The sequence below is a fragment of the Phenylobacterium sp. genome (assembly GCF_030646615.1).
Classification (GTDB): Bacteria; Pseudomonadota; Alphaproteobacteria; order Caulobacterales; family Caulobacteraceae; genus Phenylobacterium.
Genome location: NZ_JAUSLG010000058.1, coordinates 41,843 through 55,679, shown reverse-complemented (window position 1 = coordinate 55,679; position 13,837 = coordinate 41,843). Strand labels below are relative to the sequence as shown.

14 protein-coding genes are annotated in these 13,837 nt (G+C 70.5%); 8 read left to right on the top strand and 6 right to left on the bottom strand.

Translation table 11 applies throughout. From position 1 onward, the window contains the following. Positions 1 to 225: 225 nt before the first annotated feature. Positions 226 to 882 (bottom strand): LolA family protein, encoded by a 657-nt coding sequence (locus Q7S93_RS10015; RefSeq protein WP_304713740.1) that lies wholly within the window; start codon positions 880 to 882, stop codon positions 226 to 228. A gap of 208 nt (positions 883 to 1,090) precedes the next feature. On the opposite strand from Q7S93_RS10015, the gene Q7S93_RS10010 reads away from it, so the two are divergent. Further along, complete coding sequence (locus tag Q7S93_RS10010) at positions 1,091 to 2,206, top strand: PLP-dependent cysteine synthase family protein (protein WP_304713739.1); 1,116 nt, start codon at positions 1,091 to 1,093, stop codon at positions 2,204 to 2,206. Here Q7S93_RS10010 and Q7S93_RS10005 read toward each other — a convergent pair. Together Q7S93_RS10005 and Q7S93_RS10000 are read right to left on the bottom strand one after the other, a co-directional pair. Next, complete coding sequence (locus Q7S93_RS10005; protein WP_304713738.1) at positions 2,203 to 3,561, bottom strand: metal-dependent hydrolase family protein; 1,359 nt, start codon at positions 3,559 to 3,561, stop codon at positions 2,203 to 2,205. The genes Q7S93_RS10010 and Q7S93_RS10005 overlap by 4 nt on opposite strands. Positions 3,562 to 3,656: 95 nt before the next feature. Then, positions 3,657 to 4,307, bottom strand: coding sequence for a DUF6655 family protein (locus Q7S93_RS10000; protein WP_304713737.1), 651 nt, complete (start codon positions 4,305 to 4,307; stop codon positions 3,657 to 3,659). Between the two features lie 208 nt (positions 4,308 to 4,515). Here Q7S93_RS10000 and Q7S93_RS09995 point away from each other — a divergent pair, with 208 nt between their 5' ends. Beyond that, positions 4,516 to 4,995 carry a hypothetical protein gene (locus Q7S93_RS09995; protein ID WP_304713736.1) on the top strand — a complete coding sequence of 160 codons (480 nt, stop codon included), beginning with the start codon at positions 4,516 to 4,518 and terminating at the stop codon, positions 4,993 to 4,995. A 104-nt stretch (positions 4,996 to 5,099) separates the two neighbouring features. On the opposite strand, the gene Q7S93_RS09990 is transcribed toward Q7S93_RS09995, so the two are convergent. Beyond that, a complete protein-coding gene (locus Q7S93_RS09990) occupies positions 5,100 to 5,426 on the bottom strand; it encodes a hypothetical protein (RefSeq protein WP_304713735.1) in 327 nt (108 codons plus the stop codon). A gap of 379 nt (positions 5,427 to 5,805) precedes the next feature. On the opposite strand from Q7S93_RS09990, the gene Q7S93_RS09985 reads away from it, so the two are divergent. The 3 genes from Q7S93_RS09985 to Q7S93_RS09975 all read left to right on the top strand — a co-directional run bounded on the left by Q7S93_RS09985 (position 5,806) and on the right by Q7S93_RS09975 (position 7,171). Further along, positions 5,806 to 5,934, top strand: a complete 129-nt coding sequence (locus Q7S93_RS09985; protein ID WP_304713734.1) for a hypothetical protein — start codon at positions 5,806 to 5,808, stop codon at positions 5,932 to 5,934. 17 nt (positions 5,935 to 5,951) lie between these two features. Next, positions 5,952 to 6,809: a transglutaminase family protein gene (locus tag Q7S93_RS09980; RefSeq protein ID WP_304713733.1), complete on the top strand. Its 858-nt coding sequence runs from the start codon at positions 5,952 to 5,954 to the stop codon at positions 6,807 to 6,809. A gap of 71 nt (positions 6,810 to 6,880) precedes the next feature. Then, the gene (locus tag Q7S93_RS09975; RefSeq protein WP_304713732.1) at positions 6,881 to 7,171 is read left to right on the top strand and encodes a hypothetical protein; all 291 of its coding nucleotides are present in this window, start codon (positions 6,881 to 6,883) and stop codon (positions 7,169 to 7,171) included. Here the strand turns inward: Q7S93_RS09975 and Q7S93_RS09970 are convergent. Continuing rightward, a complete protein-coding gene (locus tag Q7S93_RS09970) occupies positions 7,152 to 8,288 on the bottom strand; it encodes a serine hydrolase domain-containing protein (RefSeq protein WP_304713731.1) in 1,137 nt (378 codons plus the stop codon). The genes Q7S93_RS09975 and Q7S93_RS09970 overlap by 20 nt on opposite strands. A 197-nt stretch (positions 8,289 to 8,485) precedes the next feature. Further along, on the bottom strand, positions 8,486 to 8,869 hold the full coding sequence (locus tag Q7S93_RS09965) for a DUF805 domain-containing protein (RefSeq protein ID WP_304713730.1): 384 nt from the start codon (positions 8,867 to 8,869) through the stop codon (positions 8,486 to 8,488). 181 nt (positions 8,870 to 9,050) lie between these two features. On the opposite strand from Q7S93_RS09965, the gene Q7S93_RS09960 reads away from it, so the two are divergent. The 3 genes from Q7S93_RS09960 to Q7S93_RS09950 all read left to right on the top strand — a co-directional run bounded on the left by Q7S93_RS09960 (position 9,051) and on the right by Q7S93_RS09950 (position 13,819). Then, positions 9,051 to 9,605 carry a DUF1003 domain-containing protein gene (locus Q7S93_RS09960; protein ID WP_304713729.1) on the top strand — a complete coding sequence of 185 codons (555 nt, stop codon included), beginning with the start codon at positions 9,051 to 9,053 and terminating at the stop codon, positions 9,603 to 9,605. A 100-nt stretch (positions 9,606 to 9,705) separates the two neighbouring features. After that, complete coding sequence (locus Q7S93_RS09955) at positions 9,706 to 12,516, top strand: M16 family metallopeptidase (RefSeq protein WP_304713728.1); 2,811 nt, start codon at positions 9,706 to 9,708, stop codon at positions 12,514 to 12,516. A gap of 58 nt (positions 12,517 to 12,574) precedes the next feature. After that, positions 12,575 to 13,819 carry a flavin monoamine oxidase family protein gene (locus Q7S93_RS09950; RefSeq protein ID WP_304713727.1) on the top strand — a complete coding sequence of 415 codons (1,245 nt, stop codon included), beginning with the start codon at positions 12,575 to 12,577 and terminating at the stop codon, positions 13,817 to 13,819. Positions 13,820 to 13,837: the final 18 nt, after the last annotated feature.

The following is a 13,837-nucleotide window of genomic DNA, read 5'->3' as shown; positions in this document are numbered from 1 at the left end:
TCAAACGCGCTCGGCCTCTAGGCGCGCCATAAGAAAACGCCCGGGGACTGGAGAACCCCGGGCGCCAAGTCATTCGTCTCTCATGCCGCCGCCGGGAGGGGATAGGTTCCGGCACGGCGCTGATATCGGGCCAGCGGCCCTGCCTCAGCGATGCGTGTCATATTTGCCACGAGGCCGATAAAAGTCAAGCGGGAATCACGATGATTCTTGCCTGTTGTGAGATTGTCACATTCGGCCCCGGCCAGGACGCAGATTTCGTGGGTCCTTCAGGACGAACAGGCTGTCGTCCAGGCTGGCCACCTTGTCCAGGCGGGTCAGGCGCACCCGGGTCGCCTGGCCCTGGGCGTCGCTGATCGTCCAGCCCGCCAGCTTCGTCGGCGAATCGGAGAAGGAGAGGGTGATCTGGCCCTCGGCCTCCTTCTTGCCGTCGCGGGCGGTGATGGAGAAGCCGTCGGCCAGGCGGTTCACCCGCGTCACCTGCACGCCGCGATCCAGGCGGATCTGCTTGGCCAGGAACAGGGACAGGGGCGTGGCGCCCAGGGGGTAGGATTCAAAGGTCTTGAGCTTGGAATTGGCGACAGACACCAGATTGCCGTCCGACACCACCAGCAGGCCAGACGGCGCGGCATAGGCGAAGCGCGCCTTGCCGGGGCGCTTCAGAAAGATCTCGCCCTGGGTGGTGACGCCCCGGGGATCGGTCTGAACGAAGGTCCCCTTGGCCTGGCTGAGCCCTTCCAGATAGGCCACGGCGCTGTTCACCAGGGCCTGGTCGGCCGAGGACAGGGCCGCAGACGCCGGGCCAGCCGACAGCAGACCGGCGAAGGGGGCGGCGGCGAGGCCAAAGGCCAGGGTCCGGCGGGAGAGGGCGGGGGTGCGGATCATGAAAACCAGCTCCTTGGTCGTGGCGGGCCAGCCTTATCAGGCGCCCGCGGCGTCAATAGGGCGGCGCGCCCTTCGCCCCGGGCATGGCCTAACGGCCACGCTTTGGCTTCGTTCCCGGGGGGCGGATGCGCCTTCAGACCGCAAGTTCTAGCCGAGGCGCGATGAATGGGTCATGTCCAGGGTGTTCAGCGCCGCAGCGGATAGATCCATGACCTTGTCGTCCTCCACCCCGTCTCACGAAAACCGCGCCCTGGTCACCCTGTGCCGCGACCGTGGCTGGATCGATCAGGCGGTGCAGACCATCGAGGCCGACTTCAACCGCTCAGCCGACACCCACCTGCTGCGCGCGCCCGTGGCCGGGGGCGTCCACCTCTATTTCAAGGACGAGTCGACCCACCCCACCGGCAGCCTCAAGCATCGGCTGGCCCGATCGCTGTTCCTCTACGCCCTGTGCAACGGCTGGATCGGACCGCGGACGCCGATCATCGAGGCCTCCAGCGGCTCGACGGCGGTGTCGGAGGCCTATTTCGCCCGGCTGCTGGGCCTGCGGTTCATCGCGGTGATGCCCCGGTCCACCTCGGCCGAGAAGGTGGCGCAGATCGCATTCCACGGGGGCGAGACCCATTTCGTCGAGGCCAGCCCCGATGTGTACGCCGAGAGCGCACGGCTGGCCGCCGAGCTTTCGGGCCACTACATGGACCAGTTCACCTATGCCGAGCGGGCCACCGACTGGCGGGGCAACAACAATATCGCCCAGTCGATCTTCAGCCAGATGGCCCAGGAGCCGCACCCGGTGCCCGCCTGGATCGTGGCCGGGGCCGGCACCGGCGGCACCACGGCGACCCTTGGCCGGTTCATCCGCTACAATCGCGCCTCCACCTGCCTGTGCCTGGCCGATCCGCAAGCCTCGGTCTTCCACCGCCATGTGGCCGATCGGGGGGTGACGGCCAGCGCCGACCGGGGCTCGATCATCGAGGGGATCGGCCGCGCCCGTTGCGAGCCCTCCTTCAATCCCGAGCTGATCGACCGGGCCATCCCCGTGCCCGACGCCGCCAGCATCGCCGGCGCGCGGGTGGCCTCGCGGCGCCTGGGCCGCTCCTGCGGCGGCTCGACGGGGACCAACCTCTTCGCCTGCGCCCAGGTGATCGAGGCCATGGCGGCGCGGGGCCAGGCCGGCTCGGTGGTCACCCTGCTGTGCGATTCCGGCGAGCGCTACGCCAGCACGCTCTCCAATCCCGACTGGCTGGCGGCGTCGGGCCTCGATACCGGCCCTTATGAGGCGGCGCTGGAGGCCTTTTTCGACACGGGCCGGTTCAAGGTCTAGTCGGCCGGCCAGGGCTGGCGGGCGCCGTCCAGCCTGTGGACCACGCCCCGCCGCATGACGAAGGTGACCCGCTCCAGCTGGGTGACGTCCTCCAGGGGGCTTGCCGCCACTGCGACGATATCGGCGGACTTGCCCACCTCCAGCGTACCCAGGCTGGCCGAGAGGCCCAGCAGGTCGGCGGCGTCCACCGTGGCGCTGCGGATGGCGCGGGCTGGCGTCATGCCGGCGTCGACCATCATCTTGAACTCCGTGGCGTTGTCCCCGTGGGCCGAGACGCCGGTGTCGGTGCCAAAGGCGATCTTCACGCCCGGCGCGGCGTACTGCTCGATGTGTTTTTCGAAGGCGATGCGGGCGGCTTCCTCGGCCTTGGCCAGGACGGCGGGCGGGCGCTGGCCGGCCCGGGCCTGGGCGACGGCGGCTTCCGGGGCGATCATGGTCGGCACCAGATAGGCGCCGGTCTGCCGGAACAGGGCCAGGGTCTCGGCGTCGGTGAAGGTGGCGTGCTCGACGGAATCAACCCCGGCGCGGAGGGCCGCCTCGATGCCGTCCTTGCCGTGGGCATGGGCGGTGGCCTTGCGGCCAAAGGCGTGGGCGGTGTCGACGATGGCCTTCATCTCGTCATCGAACATCTGCCGGCCGAGGCCGCCGGCGACATTGGAGAGCACCCCGCCGGTGGCGGCGAACTTGATCACCTGGGCGCCCTGGGACACCTGGATGCGCACCGCCCGGCGACAGGCCTCGGGGCCGTCGCAGGTGTTGACCGCGTGCGCCCGCTCCAGCTCGGCATAGGGCTGGGCCAGGCCGTTGGCGCCGTCCCCGTGGCCGCCGCTGATGGAGATCATCCGGCCTGCATTGACGATGGTCGGGCCCTCGATCAGCCCCTTTTCGATCCCGTCCCGCAGGGCGGTGATGGCGGCGGGATCGGAGCCCAGGTCGCGGACGGTGGTGAAGCCGGCGTCCAGGGTCCGGCGGGCATTGTCCAGCCCGACCACGAAGCGGGTCTCGGCCCCGCGGGTCATGGCCTCCAGCCGCGCGGCGGTCTTGTCGTCGTCGGAGAAGATGTGGACGTGGGCGTCGATCAGGCCGGGCAGGACGAACTGGTCGGACAGGTCGATCAGCCGCGCGCCGGCCGGTGCGGCCAGCAGGCCGTCGGCCACCTGCACGATGCGGCCGTCCTGCACGACCAGGGTCGAGGCGCCCCGCGGCGCCTGGCCCGGCTTGTCGAGCAGGGCGCCGGCATGGACATAGGTCCGGGGGACATAGGTCTGGGCGGGGGCGGCGGTCTCCTGAGCCTGGGCGGCGTGCCCGATAAACCCGGCGACCAGAACGACGGCGGCGGCGATGTGGCGCAACATGAGCTTGAAACTCCCCCTCTTAAGCCCCGCTTGGGCCTCAAGGGGGCGCAGTCTAGCGGTCGCTCTGCTGCGGTCCAGGCTTCACGCGGCCAGCCCTACCAGGGCTTCCACCAGGGCTCGGCGTCCAGGGTCGGGTCGCCGGGCTTCACCTCCTGCTTGCCCCAGGTCATGACCATCAGGAACTTGTGGCTGCGCATCTGGGTCTCGCCGGAAATGCGGTGAGACACGGGCACGGCCGCCCCGGAGCGGGCGTCATAGGCGAAGATCGAGAACTCGGCGACGCCGGAGCGCTCCGCCTGGCTGTAGAGCGACAGCTCCGGCACCGAGAAGGTCGAATAGTTGTTGCCGGTGGGCAGGGTGAGCGCCGGGACGCCGAGGACCCGGCTCATCTGATCGATGGACAGCGCGCCCATCCGAACCTCGACGATCAGGTCGGCCTCGGCCCGGTTGGGCGACAGCCGAAGACCGCTGTTCAGGATGCGCTGGCGCAGGGCGCTGGCGGCGTAGGGCGCCCATTCGCCGGTGAAGTTGACCGTGTCGAGGAAGACCAGGCTGCCCTCGGGCGCCTCGATGCGGAAGTCGGACGCCGCCCGCTCGGCGGCGTGCGCCACCAGCAACTGCTCGGTCGCCGTGCGGCCGGGCCGGGTCTGCACCGCCGTGGCGCAGGCGGCGAGTCCCGCCAGGGCGACGGTCAGGGACAGGACCAGGGCGACGCGCGCGCCCTTGCGGGGACTGGAAATTCTCATCACACGACTCGCAGCCGGTTCGCCCCCCGGCTCCCCCAGGGGCTTAAGCCTGATCCGCCGTCGGCCGCAACCGGGGGCCTGCACATTCTCGGGGTATTCGCCGACCGGACGGGGAGCGCCTGATCAGCGGGCGCGGGCGCCCTGCAAGGACCCGGCCCTTGCCGACGGCCGCCCCGGCGGCGCAAGCTGGAGGCGTCGAGAAGGGGGAATGACCATGCCGTTCGTACCGCCGCAGTTCGAGATTCCGCGCCGTCTCGAGCACCCCGACTTCGTGCTCCGCCCCCTGACCATCCACGACCTGATCAAGGACTATGCGGCGGTGATGACCAGCATCGAGCGCCTGGCCGACGTGTTCGGCCCCGGCAATGACTGGCCCCGGCCGGACATGACCCTGGAGGAGGATCTGGTGGACCTGGGCTGGCACCAGGGGGAGTTCGAACGCCGCACCTCGTTCACCTTCACCATGATGGCGCCCGACGAGGGCCAGTGCCTGGGCTGCGCCTATATCTATCCCGCCGGGCGGCCTGGCTATGACGCCAAGGCCTATTGCTGGGTCCGGGCCTCGGCGGCCCATCTGGACGCGCCGCTCTATGCCGCCTTCAAGGGATGGCTGGCCACAGACTGGCCCTTCGAGCGCACGGCCTTTCCAGGGCGCGACATCTCCTGGGCCGAATGGGGCGCGACTTGATCACCATGCCCTGGCCGGTGGGCAGCTCCAGGATGTGATAGCCGCGCTCGGCCATCCAGGCGACCTCGGCCACATGCTGGGCCGGCCCGTTTGGACGCCGGCGATCAGGTCAGCCAGCGGCGGGGCCGTCGTTCGCCCAGATCACGGCGCTCGCCCGGCGCCAGGCCCAGGGCCCGCATGCGCACCGGGGGCAGGGGCGCCAGGGCCTCCACCGGCTCCTGCCCGCCGGCCGGGCTGGGGGCGACCCGCAGGCCCAGACTGATGGCCATGTCGACGGCCACCCACTCGGCCTGGGCGCGGTCGGCGCGGCCGATGGCGAAGTAGCGGCGGGCCTGCTCGGCCTCGCGTCCGGGCTCCAGCAGCACGGCGACGACCCAGCCGGCGGGCGCCCGGGATTCGGCGGCGCGGGGGTCTGAGGGCGGGGCGGTCATGGCCTCCTTCGGACCACGGATGGCGCGCCAAGCCAAGAGCTTGCGGCGCCCCTGGCTATTTCGCCTGCGACACCCCATCTAAGCCTATGCGTCATCGGGCGTGTGCCGTGTCTCAAGCGGTCGAACCCCTCCGATGCGGCGCGATTCTGGTTTTTTCCCCAAATGTCTCCCCTCCTGATTGTGTCGGCGGTCTGTGTGCTTACCGCCGTTCTGGCCCCCGTGGCCTTCTCCCTGCTGGGCCTGCGGCCGCGCTGAGCGGCGTCGGCGCGGGCCAGTCCTGTGTGATCATCCCTGCGTGATCATCGCCGGCTCACGATGAACTTCTTCTGAGCCCATCCATTCCTTGACGACAGCGGCGCTCGCCGCCCCGGAGACCCCCATGGCCAAGGGCCAGAAAAAGTCCAACAAAGAAGTCCGCAAGCCCAAGCAGGCGGCCGCCGCCAAGCCGGAGGCCGCCGCGCGCTCCTTCCTCGACGCCGCCGGCGCCATGCCGGGCAAGAAGCGCTGATCGATGCGCGGGCTGGGGTGACGCCCTCGACCTTCGAGATCGTCCACCAGACCGCCTACCGGTTCGCCCGGCCCGTGGTCCTGCATCCGCACCGGCTGATGCTGCGGCCCCGGGACAGCCACGAGCTGAGCGTGCTCGACTTCCAGCTCGCCTGCTCGCCGGCCGCCGACATCACCTGGAGCCAGGACGTGTTCGGCAATCTCTGCGCCGTGGCGAGCTTCCGCCACCCCTCGCAGACCCTGGTCATCGAGAGCCGCCTGGAGGTGGCTTCGCGGGCCCAGCCCTGGCCGGTCTTTCCGATCACGCCGGCCGCCCAGACCTATCCCTTCGCCTATTACGACGACGAGGCCACAGATCTTGGCCGCCTGCGCCTGCCCAAGCCCGATCCCGAGGTGGCGCGCTGGACCCACGGCTTCGTCGCAGGCCGTGGCACCGACACCCTGTCCCTGCTCAAGGACCTCAACGCCGGCGTGCTGGGCGCGGCGGCCTACCGCGTGCGGGACGAAGAGGGCGTGCAGAGCGCCGGCGAGACCCTGCGCCTGGCCAGCGGATCATGCCGCGACCTGGCGGCCCTGTTCATCGAGGCCGTTCGCCAGCTGGGCCTGGGGGCCCGGGCTGTCAGCGGCTACATGTTCGACCCCGACCAGGTCGAGCGCCAGGCCGACACCACCCACGCCTGGGCCGAGGTCTATCTCCCCGGCGCCGGCTGGATCACCTTTGATCCTACCCACAACCGCATCGGCGCCGCAGGGCTGATCCCGCTGGCGGTGGGCCGCGCCAATGGCCAGATCATGCCGGTGGCCGGCAGCTTCGCCGGCGCAGCCAGCGACGCGCTCGGCATGGATGTCTCGGTTAAGATTACGCCGGTCGGCTAACGCCTTGATTGCGCCGCGGGCCTTTGGCAGCGTGGACGCCAGAACCCCTCGTCATTTGCAAGGACAGGCCCATGACCCGCAACAGCCTCCGCACCCTGATGGCCGCCACCCTGACGGTGGCCAGCCTCAGCGCCGCCTCGGCCCTCGCCAATCCCGCCGCCGACAAGTGCGCCGCAGGCCTCTCGCCCGAGGGCCGGCTGATGCACCAGACCGTGGCGCCCCACGTGCAGGCGGACTCCGACATCGAACAGTTGATGCGCAAGCACCTGCGGGGCCTGGTCATGGGCGGCAAGCTCAAATTGAAGACCGCAGAGGCCAACGGCCAAGCCGTCGGCCGCTGCCTCAGCCTGCTGAAGGGCTAGAGGCCCCGCTGGGCCTTGCGCCGGTGATCGCCGCAGGGATGATGCCGGCGTCCAGCAGGGTATGCAGATCGTTCACATGGCTCTCCTCCCGCGGGCGGGGCGAGGGATCGGAGATCATCACCACGGTGAGATCGAGGCTGGGGACGACGAACAGCATCTGGCCCCCATAGCCCCAGGCGAAATGCACGTCGTGGCCGGCCGCCTGCTTGGTGAACCAGCCATAGCCATAGGCGTGGCCGCTCCAGGGGGACCTGGTGCGCGGGGTCCAGCTCTCCGCGATCCAGGTCGCCGGCAGGATGCGACGCCCGTCGATCTCGCCGCCCAGGCGATAGAGCTCGCCAAACCGCAGCAGGGCCCTGGGCGACATCATCATGTCGTTGCCGCCGAAATAGATCCCCTGCGGGTCCCGCTGCCAGGGCGGGATGGTCACCCCCAGGGGCTCGCCCAGCCAGTCGCGGGCGAGCTGGTGGGTGCTGGCCCCCGCCGCCTCGCTGAGCGCCGCCGACATCAGGTGCGAGGTCCCGGTGGAATAGATCATCCGGCCCCCCGGATCGTCGTCGAAGGGGCGGGCGAGCGCATGGCGCACCCAGTTGGGACTGGTCACCCAGGCGCCATAATACTGGCCCGAGGTGCGCCCGAGGCCGGCCTGCATCGACAGCAGATGTCCCACCTCGATCTCTTGCAGGCGGGGGTCGGCGCCCGTTGGCAGGTCGCGCGCCAGCAGGGGCGCGATCTTCTGGTCGGTTCCAGACAGCACGCCGCGCTGGATGGCGACGCCCACCAGGGCCGACAGCACGGTCTTGGACGCCGATTTGATGTTCACCGGCTGGTCGAGGCCTGGCCCTCGCAGGCGGTGCTCGGCCAGCACCTCGCCGTCCCGGGCGACGATCAGGGCGTGCAGGTTGGGCAAGGCCTGGGCCTCCTCGACCACGGCGGACATGGCCGCGGGGTCGAGGCCCTGGCTTTCCACGGCGGGCGCGGGCGCCTGGGCCGCCTGGGCCGCCTGGGCCAGGGCGGTTTGGGCCTGGGCGCGATCGGGCGCCGGAGAGGGCGAACAGGCGCCCAGCAGCCCAAGGACCAGGGCGCCGGCGATCTGGCGGGACGGACTGAATCTCATCGGAGACAGATAGGCGCGCCGCGCTCAGGCCCAGCTTGGCCGTGGGGTTCGGTTTCGGCGCGTAGCGATACGAAAAAGCGGGACACAAAACCCACGAAGACAGCGAAGGACACGATGGGGGCGGCAGCCGCCCCTTTGTGTCCTTCGTGTCCCGTCTTTTCAGAGCGCCTGCGGCGCGGGAGGCCTGTGACGTCTTCTCAGGCCGCCGAGGGCGGCTCGGGCGGCATCGGCGCAGGCCCGGGCGCGTCGAACCGCTCGCCGGCCGGATTGCTCGGTTGCACATAGAAGATGATCAGCACCACCAGGCCGATCAGGGGGATGAGCCCGATCAGCACCCACCAGCCCGACCGCCCTGTGTCGTGCAGCCGCCGCACGGCCATGGCGAGGTGCGGCAGGAAGACCGCCAGGCCCAGCAGAAGGCTGAAGGGCTCCATGTCGCCCACCCCCAGACCCTCGTCCAGGATGCTGGCCACGATGGCCGCGAGGACCACCGCCAGGACCCACCACCAGAAGGTGGCGCGGCCGGTGCGGCCCTCGAAGTTCACATAGTTGGCCAGACCGTACTTGACCGCCTCGATCATGTTCATTCCTCCCGGCGTTCGGCGCGCGCATCGGCGCGTCGCAATATCGTGCCGGCGTCACCTTAAGACTGGATTTGCACAGGCATCGACCCCAGCGTCATTGGCCAGGATCAAACCCCGGGGCTTTTGGATGTGAAAATCCATGACCGCGCCGGTCGATCCAGCCAGGAGAGGACATTCCATGAGCGAGCAAGGCGGCCGCCTCGGCGAGGCGGCGACACGGTGGCTGGGCAAGCCGGCCAGCGCCCTGGACGAGGCCGAGCGCCGGGTCCTGGAGACCACCGTGGCCCGCAGCCCGGTGACCCGGGACGCCAACGAGAGCTTCGCCGATGATCAGACCTTCGCCCAGCGCCTGGCCGACCGGGTGGCCACGGTCGGCGGATCGTGGAAATTCATCCTGGGCTTCGGCGCCTTCCTGGGCGCCTGGACCCTGCTGAACCTGACCCTGGGGCGCGGGGCCTTCGATCCCTATCCCTTCATCTTCCTCAACCTGCTGCTCTCGATGCTGGCGGCCATCCAGGCGCCCTTCATCATGATGAGCCAGAACCGGCAGGCCGCGAAGGACCGGGTGAACGCCGCCCACGACTATGAGGTCAATCTCAAGGCCGAGATCGAGATCATGGCCCTGCACGACAAGCTGGATCAGATGCGTGTCTTGCAGCTTGAGGCGCTCCTGGCCGCCCAGCAGGAACAGATCGACCTGATGCGCAAGCTGCTGGAGCGCGAGAGCCGATGAGGCCCGCGGTCCGGGCGTTCGGGACATAGGGGCCCAGGGACGGCCATGGCGCCGGCCGCTCAGAATGCTATGGATCTGGCTTCGCCACCCGGAGCCCGCCATGTTTCGCGCCTTCACTCGCCTCGCCCTGGTCCTCGCCGTGCTGGCGGCGCCCCTCTGCGTCCAGGCGGCCGACATTCCGCCGATCGCCTATCGCGAGCGGGTGCTGGACAACGGCCTGCGGGTGCTGAGCGGGGTGGATGCGACGACGCCGAACGTCACGGTCCAGGTCTGGTACGGGGTCGGCTCCAAGGACGACCCCCAGGGGCGCTCGGGCTTTGCCCACCTCTTCGAACACATGATGTTCAAGACCACCCGCAACATGCCCTCCGAGACCATGGATCGCATGACCGAGGATGTGGGGGGCTTCAACAACGCCTCGACCTATGACGACTTCACCAACTATTTCGAGGTGATCCCCGCCAACCACCTGGAGCGGCTGCTCTGGGCCGAGGCCGAGCGGATGGGGTCCCTGGTGGTGGACGCCGAGATCTTCAATTCCGAGCGGGACGTGGTGAAGGAGGAGCTGCGACAGCGCATCCTGGCCGCCCCCTATGGCCGGCTGTTTGGCCTGATGATCCCCCAGGCCAGCTATCGGGAACATCCCTACAAGCGCCCGGGCATCGGCTCGATCGCCGAACTGGACGCCGCCACCATCGACGATGTGCGCGCCTTCCACCGGGACTATTACCGCCCCGACAATGCGGTGCTGATCGTCATCGGCAACTTCAATGAGGGCCAGCTCGACGCCTGGGTGGACCAGTATTTTGCGCCGCTCAAGACCCCCGAGACGCCCCTCAAGCGGGTCGACGCCGTGGAGCCGCCGCGGACCGGCCCCGGCGTCCATGAGGGCTATGGCCCCAATGTGCCGCTGCCGGCGGTGGTCCTGACCTGGCTGGGCGCCGAGGCCGCCAGCCCCGACGCCCCGGCCCTGCAGGTGCTCGACACCATCCTGTCCGGCGGCAAGTCTTCCCGGCTCTACAATGCGCTGGTCTATGAGCAGCAGATCGCTGTGGAGGCCTTCTCCCAGGCCGACCTGCCCCAGCAGCCGGGCCTGTTCGCCGTGGGCGCCATCCTGGCCAGCGGCCAGACGGTCGACGCCGGCGAGGCCGCCCTGCTGGCGGAGGTCGCCCGCCTGCGGGACGCCCCGCCGACCCAGGCCGAACTGGATGAAGCCCGCAACGAGGTGATCGCCGGCGCCCTGCGCGAGCGAGAGACGGTGGACGGCCGCGCCTTCGCCCTCGGCTATGCCTGGGCGACGCAGGGCGATCCGGCCCGGGCCAATAGCGAGCTGGCCGATCTCGCCGCCGTCACCGCCGCTGATGTGCAGCGGGTGGCGCAGACCTATCTGGCCGAAGACCGGCGGATGACCATTCGCTATCGCCCCGAATCCGAACGTCCGGCCGGCGAGACCCCGGCCGAGCCCGCCCCGCCCCCGGCCCAGGCGGTGGTGTTCGACGGCGAGATCCTCGCCCTGGCGCCGGAGGCCGAGCGCCAGGCGCCGCCGCCGGTGGGCGAGCCGGTGGATCCGGTCCTGCCGCAGCCGTCCGAAACCACCCTGGACAATGGCTTGCGGGTGATCGTCGCCCGCTCCAGCGACCTGCCCCTCATCTCCGCCGCCTTGATCGTGCGTGCGGGCGCCTGGGCCGATCCGAAAGGGCTGGCCGGCGCCATGTCCATGACCGCCGGCATGCTCACCGAGGGCACGAAGACCCGCACAGCGCCGGAGATCGCCCAGCAGGTGGAGGCCCTGGGCGCCACCCTGTCCTCAGCTGCCGGCGCGGAATCCTCCAGCATCGGTCTGACCGTGATGTCCGACAAGGTGGCGCCGGCCTTCGCCATCCTGGCCGATGTGGCGCGCAACCCGGCCTTCGCGGCCGAGGAGCTGGAGCGGCAGACCGCCCAGGCCCTGGACGGCCTGTCGGTGGCCTATGGCGATCCCGGCCAGCTGGCGGCCATGACCGCCAGCCCGCTGATCTTCGCCGGCACGCCCTTTGGCCATCCGGTCGGCGGCACGCCGGCCTCCCTGCCCAAGCTGACGCCGGACACCCTGCGCCGCCTGCATGGGACCTACTTCCGGCCCGACAACGCCATCCTGGTGCTGACCGGGGACGTCACGCCCGAGGCCGGCTTCGCCCTGGCCCGCGAGGCCTTTGGCGACTGGGCGGCGCCCGCCGGCCCCCTGCCGCGCCAGCCGGAGGCTTCGCCCTCGGCCACGCGCCAGGCCCTGGTCATCGACCTGCCGGGCGCCGGCCAGGCCGCCGTTCGCCTGGCCAAGCCGACCATCGCCCGCAGCGACGAGGCCTATTATCCGGCGATCGTCACCAATTCGGTGCTGGGGGGCGGCTATTCGGCGCGGCTGAACCAGGAGATCCGCATCAAGCGAGGCCTCTCCTATGGGGCCGGATCGTCCCTGTCGGCCCGCCGCACCACTGGCGCCTTCCAGGCCCAGGCCCAGACCAAGAACGAGTCCGCGCCCGAGGTGGTCGATCTGATCGCCGCCGAACTGACCCGGCTGGCGGCCGAGCCGGTCTCGGCCGAGGAGCTGAAGGCCCGCAAGTCCGTGCTGATCGGCGGCTTTGGCCGCGCTCTGGGGACAGCTGGCGGCCTGGGGGGCGTGCTCGGCGACCTGGCGGTGCAGGACGTGCCCCTGGAGGAGATCGGCGCCTATACGGCCAAGGTCGAGGCGGTGACAGCAGCTCAGGTGAACGCCTTCGCGGCCGATCATCTGTCGCCCGCCGACGCCGCCGTCATCGTGGCCGGGGACGCCAGCCTGTTCGAGGCGGGCCTGCGCCAGCGGACGCCGGACCTGCGGATCATCGCCGCCGAGGACCTGGACCTGGACTCCGAAACCCTGACCAAGGTCGATTAGTCCGGACAAGGCGCCGACAGGGCTTGAACCTTGGCCTTGGGCCATGCCTGGATAGGTCATGCAGGATCGTTTTGACGTGGTCGTCGTGGGGGCCGGGGCGGCGGGCATAGCTGCGGCTGCGCGGCTGTCGCGCGCGCCCCTGTCGGTGGTGGTGCTGGAGGGCCAGGGGCGGATCGGCGGCCGGGCCCACACCCTGGCCGCTCGCCCCGACCTGCCGGTCGATCTCGGCTGTGGCTGGCTGCACAGCGCCGACCGCAACCCCTTTGTCCCGCTGTTCGAGCGGGCCGACATCCCCCTGGACCGCACCCCGCCGGCCTGGCGGCGGCCCGAGGCCAATCTGAGCCTCCCCCCGGAGGCCCGCGCCGGGTTCGAGGCGGCCATGGGCGCCTTCGAAACCGCCCTGGAAGAGGCCGCCCGGGCCGGCCAGGAGGGCCGAGCCAACGCCTACCTGCCGCGAGCCGCCCGCTGGCGGCCGCTGCTGGAGGCCTTTTCCAGCTATTATAACGGCGCGCCCCTCTCGCAGGTCTCGGTGCAGGACTATGGCGCCTTCATCGACACCGGCCTCGATTGGCGGGCGGTCGAGGGTTATGGGGCGGCGATCTGCGACCTGGCCGACCGGTCCCTGATCGTGCCCCACTGCGCGGTCCTGTCCGTCGACCACAGCAGCCAGGCCCTGCGGCTGGAGACGTCCCGCGGCGCGGTGACGGCCCGGGCGGTGGTGCTGACCATCTCCAGCGACCTGCTGGCCCGCGAGGCGATCCGCCTGCACCCGCCCCTGCCGGCCAAGACCGATGCGGCCACCGGCCTGCCCCTGGGCCTGGCCGACAAGGTCTTCCTGAGCCCTTCTGCGCCCGAGGCCTTCCCCCGGGAGCATCATCTGTGGGGCGATGTGGAGACCTCCGCCACCGGCAGCTATTATCTGCGGCCCCTGGGGCGGCCGGTGATCGAGGCCTATTTCGGCGGCGACCATGCCCGCGCCCTGGCCGCGGAGGGGCCGCGGGCGGCGGCCGACTTCGCCATCGAGGAGCTGGTGGGGGTCTTTGGCGCCGACATCCGCCCCCAGCTGCGCCTGCTGGCGGCCACCAGCTGGAGCCAGGACCCCTGGGCCCTGGGCGCCTATTCCCACGCCCTGCCCGGTTGCGCGCCGGCCCGGCAGGTGCTGGCCGAGCCCGTCGAGGGCCGGCTGTTCTTCGCCGGCGAAGCCACCTCGACCCGGGCCTTCTCCACCGCCCACGGCGCCTGGGAGACCGGCCTTCGCGCCGCCGATGAGGTGCTGGCCGCCCTGCGGGTGGCGGCGGCCTGAATCGAAGGCGTCATAGAC

Excerpts from the sequence above, each read along its gene's own strand:
- Q7S93_RS10015 (WP_304713740.1), bottom strand. The coding sequence starts at position 882 with ATGATCCGCACCCCCGCCCTCTCCCGCCGGACCCTGGCCTTTGGCCTC.
- Q7S93_RS10010 (WP_304713739.1), top strand. The coding sequence starts at position 1,091 with ATGACCTTGTCGTCCTCCACCCCGTCTCACGAAAACCGCGCCCTGGTC.
- Q7S93_RS10005 (WP_304713738.1), bottom strand. The coding sequence starts at position 3,561 with ATGTTGCGCCACATCGCCGCCGCCGTCGTTCTGGTCGCCGGGTTTATC.
- Q7S93_RS10000 (WP_304713737.1), bottom strand. The coding sequence starts at position 4,307 with ATGAGAATTTCCAGTCCCCGCAAGGGCGCGCGCGTCGCCCTGGTCCTG.
- Q7S93_RS09995 (WP_304713736.1), top strand. The coding sequence starts at position 4,516 with ATGACCATGCCGTTCGTACCGCCGCAGTTCGAGATTCCGCGCCGTCTC.
- Q7S93_RS09990 (WP_304713735.1), bottom strand. The coding sequence starts at position 5,426 with ATGACCGCCCCGCCCTCAGACCCCCGCGCCGCCGAATCCCGGGCGCCC.
- Q7S93_RS09985 (WP_304713734.1), top strand. The coding sequence starts at position 5,806 with ATGGCCAAGGGCCAGAAAAAGTCCAACAAAGAAGTCCGCAAGCCCAAG.
- Q7S93_RS09975 (WP_304713732.1), top strand. The coding sequence starts at position 6,881 with ATGACCCGCAACAGCCTCCGCACCCTGATGGCCGCCACCCTGACGGTG.
- Q7S93_RS09970 (WP_304713731.1), bottom strand. The coding sequence starts at position 8,288 with ATGAGATTCAGTCCGTCCCGCCAGATCGCCGGCGCCCTGGTCCTTGGG.
- Q7S93_RS09965 (WP_304713730.1), bottom strand. The coding sequence starts at position 8,869 with ATGATCGAGGCGGTCAAGTACGGTCTGGCCAACTATGTGAACTTCGAG.
- Q7S93_RS09960 (WP_304713729.1), top strand. The coding sequence starts at position 9,051 with ATGAGCGAGCAAGGCGGCCGCCTCGGCGAGGCGGCGACACGGTGGCTG.
- Q7S93_RS09955 (WP_304713728.1), top strand. The coding sequence starts at position 9,706 with ATGTTTCGCGCCTTCACTCGCCTCGCCCTGGTCCTCGCCGTGCTGGCG.
- Q7S93_RS09950 (WP_304713727.1), top strand. The coding sequence starts at position 12,575 with ATGCAGGATCGTTTTGACGTGGTCGTCGTGGGGGCCGGGGCGGCGGGC.